At 71.3% G+C, this 18,051-nt stretch carries 12 protein-coding genes; 5 read left to right on the top strand and 7 right to left on the bottom strand.

Annotated features, from left to right (window positions below):
• Positions 1-79: 79 nt before the first annotated feature.
• The 7 genes from asd to CGQ25_RS12095 all read right to left on the bottom strand — a co-directional run bounded on the left by asd (position 80) and on the right by CGQ25_RS12095 (position 8,327).
• Positions 80-1,219 carry an aspartate-semialdehyde dehydrogenase gene (gene asd / locus CGQ25_RS12125; protein WP_208710032.1) on the bottom strand — a complete coding sequence of 380 codons (1,140 nt, stop codon included), beginning with the start codon at positions 1,217-1,219 and terminating at the stop codon, positions 80-82.
• Positions 1,220-1,317: 98 nt separating this feature from the next.
• Complete coding sequence (locus CGQ25_RS12120; protein ID WP_208710030.1) at positions 1,318-1,845, bottom strand: dihydrofolate reductase; 528 nt, start codon at positions 1,843-1,845, stop codon at positions 1,318-1,320.
• Positions 1,842-2,672: a thymidylate synthase gene (locus tag CGQ25_RS12115; RefSeq protein WP_208710029.1), complete on the bottom strand. Its 831-nt coding sequence runs from the start codon at positions 2,670-2,672 to the stop codon at positions 1,842-1,844. Before CGQ25_RS12115 ends, CGQ25_RS12120 begins: the two co-directional genes overlap by 4 nt.
• Positions 2,673-2,738: 66 nt before the next feature.
• A complete protein-coding gene (locus CGQ25_RS12110) occupies positions 2,739-3,716 on the bottom strand; it encodes an NUDIX hydrolase (RefSeq protein WP_208710027.1) in 978 nt (325 codons plus the stop codon).
• Entirely contained in the window at positions 3,713-6,031 is a 2,319-nt protein-coding gene (locus CGQ25_RS12105) for an RNA degradosome polyphosphate kinase (RefSeq protein ID WP_208710025.1), read from the bottom strand. The genes CGQ25_RS12110 and CGQ25_RS12105 overlap by 4 nt, the downstream gene beginning before the upstream one ends.
• 65 nt (positions 6,032-6,096) lie before the next feature.
• Positions 6,097-7,065, bottom strand: a complete 969-nt coding sequence (mshD, locus tag CGQ25_RS12100) for a mycothiol synthase (protein WP_208710022.1) — start codon at positions 7,063-7,065, stop codon at positions 6,097-6,099.
• Positions 7,066-7,631: 566 nt separating this feature from the next.
• On the bottom strand, positions 7,632-8,327 hold the full coding sequence (locus tag CGQ25_RS12095; RefSeq protein WP_208710020.1) for a response regulator transcription factor: 696 nt from the start codon (positions 8,325-8,327) through the stop codon (positions 7,632-7,634).
• 216 nt (positions 8,328-8,543) lie between these two features.
• Here CGQ25_RS12095 and CGQ25_RS12090 point away from each other — a divergent pair, with 216 nt between their 5' ends.
• From CGQ25_RS12090 to CGQ25_RS12070, 5 genes are all read left to right on the top strand, one after another.
• Entirely contained in the window at positions 8,544-9,278 is a 735-nt protein-coding gene (locus CGQ25_RS12090) for a permease (protein ID WP_208710018.1), read from the top strand.
• A gap of 275 nt (positions 9,279-9,553) precedes the next feature.
• The gene (locus tag CGQ25_RS12085; RefSeq protein WP_208710016.1) at positions 9,554-10,183 is read left to right on the top strand and encodes an FABP family protein; all 630 of its coding nucleotides are present in this window, start codon (positions 9,554-9,556) and stop codon (positions 10,181-10,183) included.
• A gap of 49 nt (positions 10,184-10,232) precedes the next feature.
• A complete protein-coding gene (locus CGQ25_RS12080) occupies positions 10,233-11,381 on the top strand; it encodes a folate-binding protein YgfZ (protein ID WP_208710014.1) in 1,149 nt (382 codons plus the stop codon).
• Positions 11,378-11,788 carry an ankyrin repeat domain-containing protein gene (locus CGQ25_RS12075; RefSeq protein ID WP_208710012.1) on the top strand — a complete coding sequence of 137 codons (411 nt, stop codon included), beginning with the start codon at positions 11,378-11,380 and terminating at the stop codon, positions 11,786-11,788. Before CGQ25_RS12080 ends, CGQ25_RS12075 begins: the two co-directional genes overlap by 4 nt.
• Before the next feature lie 240 nt (positions 11,789-12,028).
• Positions 12,029-18,049, top strand: a complete 6,021-nt coding sequence (locus CGQ25_RS12070; RefSeq protein ID WP_208710010.1) for an Ig-like domain-containing protein — start codon at positions 12,029-12,031, stop codon at positions 18,047-18,049.
• Positions 18,050-18,051: the final 2 nt, after the last annotated feature.

Genomic DNA, 18,051 nt, shown 5'->3' with positions numbered 1-18,051 from the left:
GGCGGGCCACCGGGGACAAGTGCCCCGCTGGCCCGCAAACCGGCCGGTCGTCCGGACAGGCCGGTCCTCCCGCCCGGCCTCAGAGGGTGCCGGTGGCGATCTTGAGCATGCGGCGCAGCGGCTCGGCGGCACCCCAGAGGAGCTGGTCGCCGACGGTGAAGGCGGAGATGTACTCCGGCCCCATCTCGAGCTTGCGGATGCGGCCCACGGGGATCTCGAGGGTGCCGGACGCCGCGACGGGCGTCAGCTGTTCCATCGAGGCCTGCTTCTCGTTGGGCACCACGCGGGCCCACTCGTTGTCGGCGTCGAGGAGCTTCTCGATCTCAGCCACGGAGAGGTCCTCGCGGAGCTTCAGCGTGAGCGCCTGCGAGTGCGAGCGCATGGCGCCGATCCGCACGCACAGCCCGTCCATGATGACCGGCTCGATCTCGGAGCCCGCCGCGGTGCCGAGGATCTTGTTCGTCTCGACCCCGGCCTTCCACTCCTCCTTGGACTGGCCGTTGCCGAGGTCGGCGTCGATCCACGGAATGAGGGACCCGGCCAGCGGCACGCCGAACTGCGTCGCGTCGACGCCGCCGCGCTGGGCCGCCAGGACCTTGCGGTCGATCTCGAGGATGGCCGACGCCGGGTCCGACAGCTCCGCGGCGACCTCGCCGTGGAGGGTGCCGAACTGCGTGAGGAGCTCGCGCATGTGCCGGGCGCCGCCGCCGGAGGCCGCCTGGTACGTCATGGACGTGCCCCACTCGACAAGGTTGTTGCGGAACAGGCCGCCGAGCCCCATGAGCATGCACGAGACAGTGCAGTTGCCGCCGACGAAGTCCTTGACCCCGGAGGCCAGTCCCTCGTCGATCACCTTCCGGTTGACCGGGTCGAGCACGATGATCGAGTCGTCGTTCATGCGCAGGGTGGACGCCGCATCGATCCACAGGCCGTCCCAGCCCGCGGCCCGCAGCTGCGGGTGGACCTGCTTCGTGTAGTCGCCGCCCTGGGCGGTCACGATGATGGGGAGCTTCTTCAGCGCCTCGATGTCGAACGCGTCCTGCAGGGCGCCGGCATCGCCCCCGGCAGAACCGGCGAAGGACGGGGCAGCGCCGCCCGCGTTGGAGGTCGAGAAGAACACCGGGTCGATCGAGGCGAAATCGCCCTCATCCTGCATGCGCTCCATGAGGACGGAGCCGACCATGCCGCGCCAGCCGACGAAGCCTACCGAAGAAGTCATGCCTTCCATTCTACGGGGGCCCGGCGGCCGGCGCCTGTGGGCTCCCTCACCCGGCAGCGCCGACGCACGACGCCGCGCGGGCGCCGCCGCGGGCGGCCCTAGCCTCGGCGGAACTCCACGATGCGGTAGGGGACCTCGGTCCGGGAGGTGAGCCACCCGCCATCGTCCGGCTGGACCGACGCGAGCCGCCACTCGCTGCCCAGCTGGGGCGCGAAGGTGTCGCCGTCCACGTCCAGGTCGAGGATGGTCACCACGGCCACGTCGGCCTGCGGCATCGCCTCGGCAAAGATCTCCCCGCCGCCGATCACCCACACCAGCTCGCCGCCCTCGCTGCGGCGCGCCGTCTCGAGCGCCTCGTCGAGGGAATGCACGACGACGGCGCCCTCCGCCTCCCAGCCCGGCTGGCGGGTGACGACGATGTTCGTCCTGCCGGTGAACGGCCGGAAGCGCCCCGGGATCGAGTCCCACGTGCGCCGGCCCATGACCACCGGGTGGCCCGTCGTGGTCGAGGCGAAGTGCTTCATGTCCTCGGGCACGTGCCACGGCATGGTGCCGTCCCGGCCGATGACGCCGCCCTCCTGCGTCTGCGCCCAGATCAGGCCGATCTCGCGCGGATCACTGCTCATACGGCGATGGGCGCCTTGATCGTTGGGTGAGGTTCGTAGTCGCAGAGCTCAAAGTCTTCGAAAGTGTATTCGAAGATGGATCGAGGCGTATTGAGGATTGCCAAGTGGGGGGCCTCGCGAGGCTCTCGGCAGAGCTGCTGGTCCACTTGCTCCAGATGGTTCTCGTAGATGTGGCAGTCCCCACCTGTCCAGACGAACTCTCCCACATCCATCCCGAGCTGATCGGCGACCATGTGCGTCAGGAGCGCGTAGGAGGCGATGTTGAAGGGCACGCCGAGGAACATGTCCGCGCTGCGCTGATACAGCTGGCACGAGAGTTTCGACAGACCGTCGTCCTGCGGCTCGACGTAGAACTGGAACAGCGCGTGGCATGGTGGCAGCGCCATCTTCGAGATTTCGGCCACGTTCCACGCGGAGACGATATGTCTGCGGGAATCTGGGTTGGTGCGCAGCGACTCGATGACTGCGGCGATCTGGTCGATGTGCTCCCCGTCCGGCGTGGGCCACGAGCGCCACTGGACACCGTACACGGGGCCCAGCTCGCCGGCGTCGTCCGCCCATTCGTCCCAGATTGTGACGCCCTGTTCTTGGAGCCAGCGCACGTTCGAGTCGCCTCGCAGGAACCAGAGCAGCTCGAGGGCCACGGACTTGAAGTGCACGCGCTTCGTGGTCACGAGGGGGAAGCCCTCGGCCAGGTCGAAGCGGATCTGGCGGCCGAATACGCTCCGAGTTCCGGTTCCGGTTCGATCTTTTTTGCGAGTACCGTTCGCTCTCACGTCCTCTAGTAGAAGCTCGTAAGCGGAGGACACACGCGTTGCCGTCTGCATGTATCCACCGTAACGGTAAGGGGGGTTGGATTCGCGCATTGTAATAGTGAAATGTGATCGGATTCGCTAGTCATCGAACGGCTTGACCTGCTCGAGCGCCACGACGCGCGGCCGCCCCTCGAGCGGCACGTGGAACACGATGACCTCCCCGGGGGCGAGGTACGGGTCCGACGCGGGGAGCAGGTCGTCTAGGCCCGGCTCGAGGTACTTCCTGAACTCGCCGAGCAGGGTCGGAAGCACCGGCCGATGCGAGCAGAGCACTGCGGGCCTGCGCTTGTCGAAGAGCCGGCCCACGACGTCGGCCGCCTTGTGCGGCTTGCGGGAGTGGCGGTGCTCCGTGAGGTGGTCGACGAGGCGGACCTTGACCTTGACGCCGGAGGAGCGGACGTAGGGGAGGACCGTGTCCACGCAGCGGCGCCAGGGGCTCGTGACCACGCGGGTCGGTTTCCACACCTGCAGGAGCCTCGCGACTGCCTGGGCCTGGCGGACCCCCGTCGCTGCCAGGGTGCGGTCGCCCTCGGCCTTCGTCCACGAACTGCGCGGCTTGGCCTTGGCATGGCGCAGGAGGATCAGCGGGCGCGTCGCGAGCGCGCTGTCCCGCTCCGCGGCGACGAGGGCCTCGAGCGGGGCGACGTCGGTGCGGTTCGACAGGAGCACCTCGGCCTCGTCCGGGGTGCACCAGTGGACCTGGTCCACCTCGTCGCCGTCCGGCACAACACGCTGGGAGGCGTCGACGTGCATGGCCCAGTAGCGCACCGACTTGAGGCCGGCCGCCACGCGGTAGTGGCTGACGCCGAGCGGCACCCCCAGCGGAGCGTCGAGCCCGATCTCCTCCCGGATCTCCCGGGACGCGCACTCGTGGAGCGTCTCGCCCGGGTCGAGCTTGCCCTTGGGCCAGGACCAGTCGTCGTAGCGGGGACGGTGGATGAGCAGCACCTCGAGGCGGTCGCCCGCCCTCCGCCAGGGGATGGCCCCGGCGGCCCTGACGGCGACGTCCTCTCCCGGATGCGCGGTCTGGTCGTCGACGGGGGTGTCAGTCATCACCGCAGGCTCATGGCTCGCTGCCGGGCCCGCGAGGCCAGGAGCCAGGACTGCACGTCCTCGAGCGGGCGCCCTTCGGCGTCGAGGTGGTGGCGGGTCCAGTGCCCTTCGCGGTCCAGGTGCCACGAGGACGTCCGGTCGTCGAGGTAGCGGTCGAGGAGCGCGATGAGCTCCGCGATGTCGTCGCGGTTCCGCAGCTGGACGAGCGCCTCGACGCGGCGGTCGAGGTTGCGGTGCATCATGTCCGCGGAGCCGATGTAGACGACCGGGTTGCCGCCGTTGGCGAACGCGAAGACCCGCGAGTGCTCGAGGAACCGGCCCAGGATCGAGCGGACCGTGATGTTCTCGCTCAGGCCCGGGACCCCGGGCCGCAGGGCGCAGATGCCGCGGACGATGACGTCCACCTGCACGCCAGCCTGCGAGGCACGGTAGAGGGCATCGACGATGGCCTCGTCGACCATCGAGTTGACCTTGATGACCACCCGGGAGCGCAGCCCGGCACGCGCGTTGCGGATCTCCGTCTCGATGCGGTCGATGAGGCCGGACCGGACCGAGCGGGGGGCCACGAGCAGCCGCTTGAACGTGGACTTCGGCGCGTAGCCCGAGAGCTGGTTGAACAGCTTGGAGAGGTCCTCGCCGACCTGCTCGTCGCACGTGAGCAGGCCGAGGTCCTCGTAGTACCTGGCCGTGCGCGGGTGGTAGTTGCCCGTGCCGATGTGGCAGTACCGCCGCAGGCCGTCGTTCTCCTGGCGGACCACGAGGGAGAGCTTGCAGTGCGTCTTGAGGCCCACGATCCCGTAGACCACGTGCACGCCGGCCTGCTCGAGCTTGCGCGCCCACGAGATGTTGGCCTGCTCGTCGAAGCGGGCCTTGATCTCCACGAGCGCGAGGACCTGCTTGCCGGCCTCGGCCGCATCGATGAGCGCGTCCACGATCGGCGAGTCGCCCGAGGTCCGGTACAGGGTCTGCTTGATCGCCTGGACCTTGGGGTCCGCCGCCGCCTGCTCGAGGAAGGCCTGGACCGAGGTGGAGAACGAGTCGTACGGGTGGTGCAGGAGGATGTCGCGGCGGCGCATCGCGGCGAAGACGTTCGCGGCCTTCGCCGTCTCCGACTCGTTGAGGAAGCGCGACGTGTGGGCGAGCTGCTTCGGGTAGTGCAGGTCGGCGCGGTCGATGCCCGCGATGACGCTGAGGCCGCGCAGGTCCAGCGGCGTGGGCAGCTGGTACACCTCGCTCTCCTCGACGCCGAGCTCCCGGACCAGCAGGGCCAGGATGTTCGGGTTGATGTCGTCCGTCACCTCGAGGCGGACCGGCGGCCCGAAGCGCCGGCGCAGGAGCTCCTTCTCGAGGGCCTGCAGGAGGTTCTCGGCGTCGTCCTCCTCGACTTCGAGGTCCTCGTTGCGGGTGACCCGGAACGTGTGGTGCTCGAGGACCTCCATGCCCGGGAAGAGCTGGTCGAGGTGCACCGAGATGAGCTCCTCGAGGGCGATGAAGCGGGCCGTCCTGCCCGCGACGGCGCCCGCGCGGGGCCCGTCGATCGAGATCAGGCGGGGGAGCTGGTCGGGGACCTTGAGGCGGGCGAAGAGCTCCTTCTCGCTGACCGGGTTCCGCACCACGACCGCGAGGTTGAGCGAGAGGCCGGAGATGTACGGGAACGGGTGGGCGGGATCGACCGCGAGCGGGGTCAGGATGGGGAAGACCTGCTCGGAGAACATCCCGCGAAGCCGGGCATGCTCCTCGTGGGTGAGGTCGTCCCAGTGGACGATGTGGATGTTCTCCTTGGCGAGGGCGGGGCGGATCTGGTCCGCGAACACGCGTGCATGCCGCTCCTGCAGGCGGTGCGCTTCCTCGGAGATCTGCTCGAGGACCTCGATGGGGCTCAGGCCAGCCGCCGAGGGCACGGCGATCCCGGTCGCGATCCGCCGCTTGAGCCCTGCGACGCGGACCATGAAGAACTCGTCGAGGTTGGAGGCGAAGATCGAGAGGAAGGTGACACGCTCGAGGAGGTAGAGGTCCGGGTCCTCGGCAAGCTCGAGGACGCGGGCGTTGAACGCGAGCCAGCTGAGCTCCCGGTCGAGGAAGCGGTCGGGGCCCACATCGCCTTCGGGGACCTGCTGGGGGGCGAACTCGGGGATGTCGATGCGGTCCTGCGTCGCCCGCGCCGCGGGCACCTCCGACGACCCGAACACGGGCACAGCGCGGGGTGCGACGGCCGCGGTGGGCGCGGCGGCGCCGTCGTGCGCGGACAGCGTCGAGGGGATGGGGTCAGTCTGCGGCTCCGTTGCTGCACTGCTCTGGTTCTGGGCGGCTTCAGTCATGGTTCCTCCGCAGGAGCTTGGTGTGTCGGGTCAACACTACTAGGGCGCCGCCGCAGGGGCGCGGGCTAGGCGAGGGAGTAGAGGACGTCCCGGTCCCAGAGCGTGAACCCGAGGCGCCGGTACATGGCGACCGCCGGCAGATTGTCCGCGTCGGTGTACAGCATGATCGTCGCCAGCCCGAGCGAGTGGAGGTAGTCGATCCCGTGCAGCGTCAGTGCCCGCCCCAGCCCGCGCCCCTGCGCCTCCGGCACGACGCCGACGACGTACACCTCGCCGAGGGCGCGGTGCTCGCCGTGCGCGGGGTGCACCTTGGTCCAGTGGAATCCGAGGATGCCGCCGTCGTCGTCGACCGCGAGGAAGAAGCCGCGCGGATCGAACCAGTCCTCCGCCATGCGCGCCTCGAGGTCGCTGCGGCGGAGGGAGCCCTGCTCCGGATGGTGGGAGAACGCGGCCCGGTTCGTGGCCAGCCAGGCGTCCTCGTCGCGGCCGGGCTCGAACGTGCGGATGTGGACGCCCTCGGGGAGGGGCTCTGCGGTCTCGTGGGGGTGGCGGACGAGGACCATCTTCCACAGCTGGCGCTCGGGCACGAACCCGTAGTGCGTGGCGAGCTCCGCCGCGGCCTCGTGGTTGCCGTGGGACCAGGCCTTCAGCCCCTTCAGGCCGGTGGCGCCGCGCAGCTCCTTGATGGCCTCCACGAGCCTCATGCCCACACCCTGGTTGCGGTAGTTCGGGTGCACGGCCAGCTCCGCGACGCCCGCGCCGTCCTCGCCGAACGCAATCGCGGCGAGGCCCGCGAGGTCCTCGGGCGCCGAAGAGCCCGACGTGTCGTCGAGGGCGTGGACGGCGACCGTCACGATCTCCTCGGACCGGGTGTCGGGCGACTTCATCAGCACGGTGGTCTGCTCGGAGAGGGAGGGGTTGCCGTCGGACTCCTCGGCGGCCTCCAGCAGGGCCTGGATCTCGGCCCAGAGAGCCTGCGGGACGCGGCCTTCGACAACGGTGACGGGCCAATCCTGCGGGTATGCGCTGGTCATGTAGGCAAGGCTAGCGAAAAGGCCGCCGATTGGGGTGTTTCGCACGACGGCGCCCGGCTGGCGCGTGTTTTGACGCCGCGGGCCGCCTCGGGTACTGTCAATGTCCTGTCGCCGGGCGCACCGGCGGCCGAGGGGGATCCACCAGTGGGGTGGCTTTGATACGTTCGACCCGTATGTCCTCCACCCTTCCCGAGGGCCCCGCACCCACCGTGCGGGGCCCTCGGCGCGTCCGCGCGGCCCCCACGTTCGTCTCGGGTACGCGAAACGCGCCCCCAGGGCGTTTCGGGTACGCGAAACGCGGTCCTAAGTCGGTTTCGGGTACGCGAAATAAGGCCTCGCTGGGTCTCGGGTGCGGCGCGCACGACGCCGGGTGCGCACCGAGCGTGAGCCGGCTCGCCGCCGTCGTGCGCCAGCCGAGCGTGGGCCAGGCCCGGCGCGTACCTGAGACGCCCAGCGGCGCGAGTTGGCGTACCTGAGACGCCCAGCGGCGCGAGTTGGCGTACCTGAGACGTTCAGCGGCGGGAGTTGGCGTACCCGAAACGCTGCGGGGGCGGCGGCGGTGCGGGTCAGGCCTCGCTCAGCTCGTCCTCGTTGAGGCGCGTGAGCGTGAGCCGGTAGCCGACGTTGCGGACGGTGCCGATGAGCCCCTCGTGGTCGGGCCCCAGCTTCGCCCGGAGCCGCCGCACGTGCACGTCGACGGTGCGGGTGCCGCCATAGTAGTCGTAGCCCCACACCTCGGTGAGCAGCTGCTGGCGGGTGAAGACCCGGCCGGGGTGCTGCGCGAGGTACTTCAGGAGCTCGAACTCCTTGAACGTCAGGTTCAGGGCCTCCCCGTTGACCTTCGCCGTGTAGCTCGCCTCGTCGATCACGACGCCGGCCGCGCGGATCTCGGTCTCCGGCTCCTCGGCGGCGGACGTCTTCGAGATGGCGAGCCGGACGCGGGCCTCGACCTCGGCCGGCCCGGCTGAATCCAGGATGATGTCGTCCACGGTCCAGGCGGAGGACACCGCTGCCATCCCGCCCTCGGTCAGGATGAGGATGAGCGGCGCGCCGAGCCCGGTCGCACGCAGGAGCTGGGTGAGCGAGCGCGAGCCGACCAGGTCCTTGCGCGCATCGAGGAAGATGACGTCGGCGGGATCGGCGTCGAGCAACGCGGTCGGTTCAGCCGGGAGGATGTGGACCCGATGGTTCAGCAGCTCGAGGGCCGGGAGGATGTCCACTGACGAGCCGTTGGCGTTCGTCAGAAGCAGGATGTGCGACATGGTTCCTCCCGAGGATCTGGCTGCACGGCGTCGGGCAGGGGTACCTTTGACGCCGATTATAGGCGCGGCCCGGCCCGGACCCGCCGAATGCAAGTCACACACCGGTGCCATGGTGAGGCAGGATGGCAGGGTGATGAGCGCACAGACGGGAACAGCGCGGCCCGCGGCCGCGACCGGCCGGGAGGCGCAGGCGGGGGCGGTGCGGTGAAGTCCTGGGTGAGGTCCGTCGCGGGAGGTTCGATCGCGATCGCCGGCACGGCGCTCGCGGTCGGGTCGAGCTTGGGCGGCCCCGTCGTGCAGCTCGCCGGGGTCGCGGCCGTGGCCGTGGCCGTCGGGTTCGGCTGGCCCCACTTCCTCGGGATTCCGGCCCGCAAGACCAACGGCGCCGTCATCGCCCTGGCCGGCGTGGCGTCGGCGGCGGCGGTCACCTTCACGCCGGGACCCGAGCTCCTCTCCTGGACGCCCCTCGCCACCGCGGTCGGGGTCATGGCGGTCGTCGTCGTACAGCTCCTCCGCGGCACGGGCCAGAGCCACCGGCTCGAGTCCGCATTCGGCGCGAGCGCGGGCGTCCTGCTGTGCTGCCTCGGGGCCGGGTGGATCGGCACGGCTCGGCTCACCGGTGCGGGCTCCATGCTCCTCGTCGCCGGGATCAGCACGGTCGTGGCACTCCTCATCGGGATGATCCGCTGGCCGGACACGATCGTCGCCCCGCTCGCCATCGTGTTCGCGGGCCTCGCGGCGCCGCTCGCGGGCCTGGTCCTGACGGGGATCTCGGTGCTCCCGGCGACGATCGCCGGGGTCGTGATCGGTGCGGTTCTCGCCGCGTTCCGCAGGCTCAACAGCACGCGCAGCATCCGGCTGGCCCCGTTCGGCGTGGTCGCGCTCGGGCTCGCGCCCGCGTTCGCGGTGGGGTCGATCGCGTACTTCCTCGACCGGATGCTCGTCGTCTAGCACAGCGTCCCTCCCGCGGCCGGCACGGGGTCCGGTCGGCGGGTGCTGTGGCCAGCCTCACGGGCAGTGGGCCCCGCCCGAGGCGCTACGATGGGCCGTATGAGCGTTGTTGCCTTCGAGATCTTCTTCCTTGTCCTCCTCGCCGTCGCGGGTATCTCCATGGCCTGGTTCGCCGGGCTCGTCGTGTGGAAGCTGTTCAAGGGTCAGCGCTGACCCGTCGGCAGCGGCCGCGCTGCCGAAGGAAGACCGCACCGTAGCACCGAAGAAGGAGCCCAGTGCCCATCGAGATCCCGTCCGGCCTGACCCCCGAGCTTGTCCCGCTGTCGTGGCTCATCGGGGAGTGGGAAGGGCGGGGTCGTCTCGGTGCGGGCGAGGCCGGAGACGAGCACTTCGTCCAGCACGTCGTGTTCGCCCACAACGGCTTCCCCTACCTCCAGTACACCGCTGACAGCTGGCTCTCTGACGAGAACGGGAACCGGCTGCGGCCCCTGTCCACCGAGACGGGCTTCTGGCAGCTCGACAGGCCCCTGCAGGACGCCGACGGCGGCCCGGGCCTGACCCCCGCCGACATCGTCCCGGCCTACAAGTCCGCCGACGAGGTCGAGACCCTGCGGAACAGCCAGGACGGGTTCGACATCACCGTCACGATCCTGCATCCGGGCAGCATCGCCGAGCTCTACTACGGCCAGATCAAGGGCCCCCAGATCCAGCTCAGCACCGACGCCGTCCTGCGCGGCGCGCACGCCCGCGACTACAAGGCCGCGACCCGGATCTTCGGCCTCGTCAACGGCGACCTGTTCTGGCGCTGGGACGTCGCCGCGGGCGAGTCTCCGCTGGCCCCGCACGCGTCGGCGATCCTGCACCGGACCTCCTCGCCGTCCGCCGCGCAGCCGCCCACCGAGTGACCTGCGGAGGGTGTGGAGTGAAATCGGCCCCCGAGGCGTTGGAACGGATATGACTTCTTCATCCCCCCTGCTCGCCCGTCCCGGTGCGGTCGAAGCCGGCGGCGCCGACGCGGGCGTCGCGGCGCACTACGGCGATCCGCTGCGGGAGCAGCGGGAACTCGCCGCAGGCCGCGCCGCCGTCGACCTCTCCCACCGCGGCATCGTCACCGTCTCCGGCCCGGACCGCCTCTCGTGGCTGACGACGCTCTCCTCCCAGCAGGTCGCGTCCCTGCCCCCGGGTGTGTCCAGTGAGCTGCTCCTCCTGAGCGTCCAGGGCCGCATCGAGTACGACGCGCGGATCGTCGACGACGGCGAGCGCGCGTGGCTCCTCGTCGAGGACGCCGAGGCCCCCGGCCTCGCGGCCTGGCTCACCTCGATGAAGTTCATGCTCCGCGTCGAGGTCGAGGACGCGACCGACGCGTGGGCCGTGCTGGCCGGCACTCGCCGCTTCGCCGCGCTCGACCCCTTCGGCCCCGGCGGCGCGCCGCTGACCTGGGCAGACCCCTGGCCGCACGTGGCCCCCGGCGGCTACTCCTACGCCGTGGTCGGCGAGGACCGCCATCCCGGCCTCGACCGCCCGTGGTTCGAGCACGTCGTCGAGCGTGCGCGGCTCCAGGACGCGGTCGCCGCGCTGGAGGCCGACGGCGTCGGGCTGGCCGGTGCCATGGCGTCCGAGGCGCTGCGCATCGCCGCATGGAGGCCGCGCTGGGGCCTCGAGACCGACGAGCGCACCATCCCCCACGAGCTCGACCTCCTCCGCACCGCCGTGCACCTGGCGAAGGGCTGCTACAAAGGCCAGGAGACGGTCGCGCGCGTGCACAACCTCGGCCACCCGCCGCGGCGGCTCACGATGCTCCAGCTCGACGGCTCCGGGCACACGCTCCCGGCCGTCGGCAGCCCCGTGTTCGCCTCGGCAGGCGGGGCGGCGAACGACGCCGGCGCGCGCCAGGTCGGGCAGGTCACCTCGGCCGCGCTGCACTACGAGATGGGGCCGATCGCCCTCGCCGTGCTCAAGAGGTCCGTGGACCCGGCAGCGACCCTCGTGGTGCGCGGCGAAGCGGAGGGCGAGGACTACGCGGCAGCCCAGGAACTCATCGTCGCCCCGGACGCCGGCCAGGTCGTCGGCCGGCCCACAGGACTCCTCAGGAGGAACGCATGAGCGAGAACAACCACGCCCCCGCGCCCGACGACGACGTCATCGCCCTCGCCAGCGGGCTCTTCGATGCAGCACGGGCCGGGGACGAGGCCACGCTGCGCGCGTACCTCGACGCCGGGGCGCCGGCGTCGCTCGCCAACCAGTCCGGCGACACGCTCGTGATGCTGGCCGCCTACCACGGCCACGCGGGCGCGGTCCGGCTGCTGGGGGAGCGGGGCGCCGACGTCGAGGCCGTGAACGACCGCGGCCAGACCCCGCTCGCGGGAGCGGTGTTCAAGGACTACGGGGACGTCGTGGACGCCCTGCTCGCCCTCGGCGCGAGCCCGGATGCGGGCACTCCGTCCGCGCGCCAGGCGGCCCACATGTTCGGCCGGTCCGACCTCCTCGACCGGTTCGGGACGGCCGGCTGACCGGTTCCCCGTCCTCCCCGGTCTGCCCTCGGGCCCGGGGCATGGGGAGTTCTCCCCGTCGGCTGGGGACGCGCCGGACAGGTGCGCTACCCTCGGGGGGTGCCGCTGCGCCTCTCGGGGAGGCCCGGCGGCTGACATCTCGCGGAACCGGGACCAGTGCGCCGTGCGCTGGCCGGCGCGACTGACGGGGGGACCGCTTTGCGACGAGCCGGGGGGCTGCGCCAGCACGCGCCGCGCATTGTGACTGCCATTGCGATGGCGTGCGTGGGGGCGGTCCTCGTCACCGCCGCGATCCTGTACCCGGGCTTCAGGTCCGTCTCCGCGGACCTCAACGACGGCGGCGTCTGGGTCACCAACGGCTCCATGAACATGGCAGGCCACCTCAACTTCTCCTCCAAGGTCCTCGACGGCGGCGTGGCCGCCCGCTCCAAGACCTTCGACGTCGTCCAGCAGGCACGCTCGGTGGCCGTCCAGGACAAGGGCGTCGCCACCCTGAGCCCCGTCGACTCGGCCGAGGTGCGCCTCAGCGGTGACCTCCCGTTCAGCGGCACCGGGACCGCGGCGTTCGGGAGCACGACGGCGGCGCTCGCCGACCCGGGCACGGGCCGTGTGTGGGCCCTCCCGCTCGAACGGCTCTCGGGGTTCAACCCCGAGTCGACGGAGCCCAGCGCGCAGGACGTCCCCGGCGCCGTCGCGACTGTCTCGTCCGAGAACGAGGTCGTCGCGGTCTCGCCGGCCCGCAGCGAGATCGTGCGCATCCCCGAGGGCCGCGAGGCCACGTTCACCACGGTCGACGGCCTGGCCCCCAACGCGAAGGTGCAGATCGCCACCGTGGGGAGCGACGCCGTCGTGCTCGATCCCGGCAGCGGGACGCTCCTGCTCCCCGGCGGGCAGAAGGTCCAGCGCGACGACTTCCGCAACGCGCAGCTGCAGCAGTCCGGGCCCGCGGCCGGAAGCGTCGCCGTCGCGACGGCGAAGGCCCTGGTGCTCATGCCGCTCGGCGGGGGTGCCGGCCGGCAGCTCGACGCCGCCCAGGGCCGGCCCGGCCTGCCAGCGCGCCCGGTCCAGCAGGGCGGCTGCGTCCACGCCGCGTGGTCCGGGACGGGCGTGTACGTGCGCGACTGCGGCGGCCAGACCGAGACCAAGGACATCCCCTCCGCCAAGCCGGACTCCGAGCTCGTGTTCCGGGTCAACCGCGACATCGTGGTGCTCAACGACGTCCGCGGGGGCAACGTGTGGCTCGTGACCGAGCAGATGCAGCTCGTGAACAACTGGCAGGAGATCGTCCCGCAGAAGCAGACCAAGGACGGGGACAAGGAGGACTCCGCCGAGATCATGCTCCAGAAGGAGCTGCCGGACCGGACCGAGGAGAACAGGCCCCCCACCGCCATGCCGGACGACTTCGGCGTGCGCCCGGGCCGGACCGTGATCCTCCCCATCCTGCTGAACGACACGGACCCCGACGGGGACGTCCTCACCGTTCGGCCCACGGGCACGGCGGCGCGGATCGGCCAGGTGCAGCCGATCTTCAACGGGGCTGCCCTGCAGATCGTTGTCAACGCCGGCGCCACGGGCAGCGACGCGTTCGAGTACGAGGTCGCCGACGGCCGCGGGGGCGCGGCCTCCGCCCGGGTCAACCTCACGGTGCGGGACGGGTCGTCGAATGCCGCGCCCCGCCAGCTGCGCGCGAACACGATCGCCGTCGAACAGGGCAGCACGGTCTCGCAGAACATCCTCGGGGACTTCGTCGACCCCGATGGCGACGAGCTCTTCCTCGCTGGCGCGAGCACCCCCGCCCCCGGGGACTCGGTCCGCTTCCAGGCCGACGGCACGGTCGTCTTCACGGACGGCGGCCTGGGCCTGGGCAAGAAGGAGATCCGCGTGCGCGTCTCCGACGGCCGCGACGTCACCGAGGCCACGATCTCCGCGGACGTCCGCGCAGTCGGGAGCCTGCCCCCGCAGACCACGCCGGACCACGTCCGCACCGGAGTCGGCGAGCCGATCGTGGTCTCCCCGCTCGCGAACGACATCGACCCCTCCGGCAAGGGCCTGCGGCTCCTGCGGGTGGAACCCGTCGCCGGGCTCGATATCGTCATGAACTCCGAGGACGGCACCTTCTCGGCCCAGGCGGCCGAGCCCAAGGTGTACTACGCCGTCTACCTCGCCTCGAACGGCTCCGCGACGGCGCAGGGCCTCGTGCGCATCGACGTCGAGGCGGCGAAGACCGACGGCGGCGCGCCCGTGGCCGTGCGCGACGTCGGGCTCCTGCCCACGGGCGGGAGCGTGCTCGTCGACCCGCTCGCGAACGACACCGACCCCGCGGGAGGCGTCCTCGTCGTGCAGTCGATCTCGCTGCCCTCCGACGCGCCCATCACGGTCTCCGTCATCAACCACGCGATCCTGAAGATCACGGACACCCGCGGCCTCAAGGAGCCCCTCTCGATCGGCTACGTCGTCTCCAACGGGGACAAGACGGCGAGCTCGACCGTGACCGTGACGCCCGTGCCGCAGCCGGCCAAGCTCGAGCCGCCCGTGGCGAAGGGCGACGAGGTGGTGGTCCGTGCGGGAGACACCGTGACGATCCCCGTCCTCGCCAACGACTCCCACCCCAACGGCGCCCCCATCACCCTCAGCCCGAAGCTCGTCGAGGTCCCGGACGCGGCCACGGGGCACCTCTTCGTGGACCAGGACACCCTGCGCTTCTCCGCCGGCCCGAACCCCGGGACCGTCTACGGCATCTACGAGGTCGTCGACCCCGCGGGCCAGAAGGACTCCGCGAAGGTCACGATCACCATCCGCGCGGACGACCCCGCCCAGAACGCCATGCCCGTGCCGAAGAACCTCACCGCCCGCGTCCTCGCCGGCCACACCGCGAAGGTCGCCGTGCCGCTGGACGGCGTGGACCCCGACGGCGACTCCGTCACCATCACCGGCATCGAGAAGCCGCCCGCCCTCGGCACCGCGATCGTCAAGGACGGGTACATCGAGTACAGTGCGGCGAACAACGCCTACGGCAAGGACACCTTCACGTACGTCGTGGAGGACCGCTACGGCGGCCGCGGCGTCGCGACGGTGCTCGTCGGCGTCGCCGCCACCCCGAACAGGAACCAGGCTCCGATCCCTGGGGACGACAAGGTCTCGGTCCGTCCCGGCCGACCGGTGTCCGTCGACGCCCTGGCCAACGACACCGATCCCGACGGCGACACGGTCCGCCTCGTCTCCGACGGCTTCGAGGTCCCGGACGGGGCGGCCGCACGGGCCGACCAGGGCCGCGTCGTCGTCACCGCCCCGGCCGTGCCCGGCACGGCTACGGTCCGCTACACGGTCGACGACGGGCGCGGCGGCCGCGCGATCGGCAGCATCATCGTCGACGTCAGCCCCGAGGCGGAGCTCAAGGCGCCGATCGCCCGGGACGACCGGGTCAACGCCATGGACGTCGCGGGCAGGACGACGTTCGCCGTGGACGTCCTGAAGAACGACGAGGACCCCGACGGCGTGGCAGGCGACCTCAGGGTCGAGGTCCCGGCCAGTGCAGCCGCGGCCGGGACCACCGTGAACGGGCGGACCGTGAACGTCGCGCTGGCCCAGCAGCCGCAGGCCATCCCGTACACCGTCACGGACGTGGACGGGCTCTCCTCGACGGCCATCATCTGGGTCCCCGGCCTGCGCGACCAGCGCCCGGTCCTGAAGACCCTGACTCCCGTCCACGCCAAGGCCGGCGAGCCGATCGAGCTGAAGCTCGGCGACTACGTCACGGTGCGTCCCGGCCGCGCGCCGCGGATCACGACCGAGGCTGGGGTCACCGCCATCGCCTCCGACGGGCAGCCGCTCGTGAAGGACGCCGGCACCCTCCGGTACGCGGCGCGCAAGGACTACGGCGGCCGGGCCTCGATCACCTTCGAGGTCACGGACGGCTCCGGCCCCGACGACCCCGAGGGCCTCAAGAGCGTCCTGACCATCCCGCTCGATGTCGAGCCGACCGCCGACAAGCCCAACACCGCGCCCACATTCGCGACGAGCGTGCTCGAGACGGCGCAGGGCGAGGAAGGGGCGCGGCTGGACCTCCGCGCTGCCACGACGGACCCCGACCCGGGCGACATGGACCGCATGTCCTTCCGCCTCACGGGCGGCGCGCCCGAAGGGGTGGACGTCAGCCTCGACGGCTCGGTCCTCGTCGCCAAGGCCGGGAGCGCCCAACGCGGCGCCGCGGGGCAGGTCGGCGTCGAGGTCGACGACGGCCGCGGCGGCAAGGTCTCCGGGGCCGTCGAGGTGCGCGTCGTCCGCTCGACGCGGCCGCTCGCCGTCGCCAATCCCGACGCGGTGCCTGAAGCGCAGGCCGGCAAGCCGGTCGACATCCCCGTACTCGCCAACGACGCCAACCCCTTCCCGGACAAGCCGCTGCGGCTCCTGAACGCCGCTGTCGGCTCCGGTGGGGGGAGCGCGCGGGTGGACGGCGACCGCGTCGTCGTGACCCCCGCCGCGGGCTTCCACGGCCAGCTCACTGGCTCCTACCGCATCCAGGACGCCACCGGGGACGGCGACCGCGAGGTGGAGGGGCAGTTCACGGTCACCGTCCGCGACAGGCCCGACGCGCCGAGCGCGCCCGTCGTCGACAGCATGTCGAGCCGTCAGGTGGTCCTCCACTGGGCTCCGCCGGCCAACAACGGCGCCGAGATCACCGGCTACAAGGTCGGCTTCGCCGGCGGGAGCCAGGACTGCCCGACCAACACGTGCACCATCGGCGGGCTGACGAACGGGACCCAGTACACGTTCACGGTCATCGCGGTCAACGCAGTCGGGCCCTCCGCGCCCGGCCCTGCTTCCGCCCCCGTGACTCCGGACGCCAAGCCCGCGGCCCCTGCGGCGCCCGTGCTGACGCGCGGAGACAGGACGATCTCGATGGCCTGGACGGCCCCCGCGAACGAGGGCACCCCGATCCAGAGCTACACCATCGAGCTGTCCTCGTCGCAGGGCCTCCAGCGGAAGACCGTCGGCCCGGTCACCCAGCTCACGTGGGACGGCCTGACCAACGGCGTCGAGTACCGGGCACGGATCCAGGCGAAGAACGGCGCGAAGGACCCGTCGGACTGGTCCGCGCTCTCGGCCGCCGCCAAGCCGGCCGGGCCACCGCTGGCGCCCGCGGCACCCCAGGCGGCCCGCACGACGTCGGCCGTCAACGGCGGCGCCGTCGACGTCACCTGGGCCTCGGAGCCGCTCAAGAGCAACGGCGAGCCGGTCACCGGATATGCCGTGAAGGTCTACCGGAACGGAGTGCTCGAGAAGACGACCGCGCAGACTGCGCAGACGTCCCTGCAGGTCACCGGCCTCGACAACTCGTCCAGCTACACGTTCTCCGTCGTGTCCTCGAACAAGGTGGGATCCTCGCCGGAGGGGGCACGGAGCAACGCGGTGACGCCCTACGGCCGGCCCGGCGCCGTGACCACCTTGTCGGCGACGCCCTACGACACCACCGGCGACGGGCATCAGGTGAAGCTCGCCTTCACCGCGCCGGCCGACAACGGCGACGCGATCTCCGGCTACCAGTACGCCGTCAACGGCGGCGGCTGGCAGAACCTGGCCGCGAGCCGGGTGGTCGGGGGCCTGGCGAACGGGACGAACTACTCGTTCATGGTGCGCGCCGTGAACTCGGCGGGTCCGGGCCCGAACGGCAACAGCGACGCAGCCAACCCCTACGGCCGGCCGCAGACGCCTGTCGCCAGCGCCGCCCAGAACGGCATCCGGGTCAACATGACGTGGAACACCGGCGGCTACGACAACGGGCGGCCCACGAACGTGACGGTGACGATCGACGGCGGCCAGGTCGCCAACGACGGCGCCGCGACCGTGGGCAGCGGGCCGGACGAGGCGCACTCGATCACGGTCAGGGCCTGTGTGCAGGGGGAGCCCACGAACTGCTCCACGAAGTCGGACTCGGCCCGCACGGCGTCGCCCTCGGCGACGCTGGCTCAGGGCCCACGGGCCAACGACCCCCAGTGCACGTCCAATGCGTGCTGGTACTTCGACGTCACGGGCCGGAACTTCCACCCCAACACGAGGGTGCACGTGCAGTGCTACATCGACTCCGCGCCCAACCCGCACGTCTTCGCCGAGTACTGGGACACCACGGACGGCAACGGCTACTTCCGCAACAACCAGTACTGCTTCCTGGGCAAGGACTCGATCAACCCATGGTCCAACGGCTGGGCAGTGGTCGACGACGGCAAGGGCGGGCGCGCGAGGACCAACAACAACACGTGGTAGCT

The sequence above is a fragment of the Sinomonas sp. R1AF57 genome (assembly GCF_002224485.1).
Taxonomy (GTDB): domain Bacteria; phylum Actinomycetota; class Actinomycetes; order Actinomycetales; family Micrococcaceae; genus Sinomonas; species Sinomonas flava.
Note: the sequence above shows the minus strand (reverse complement) of the source record. Positions and strands in the feature narration are given on the sequence as shown.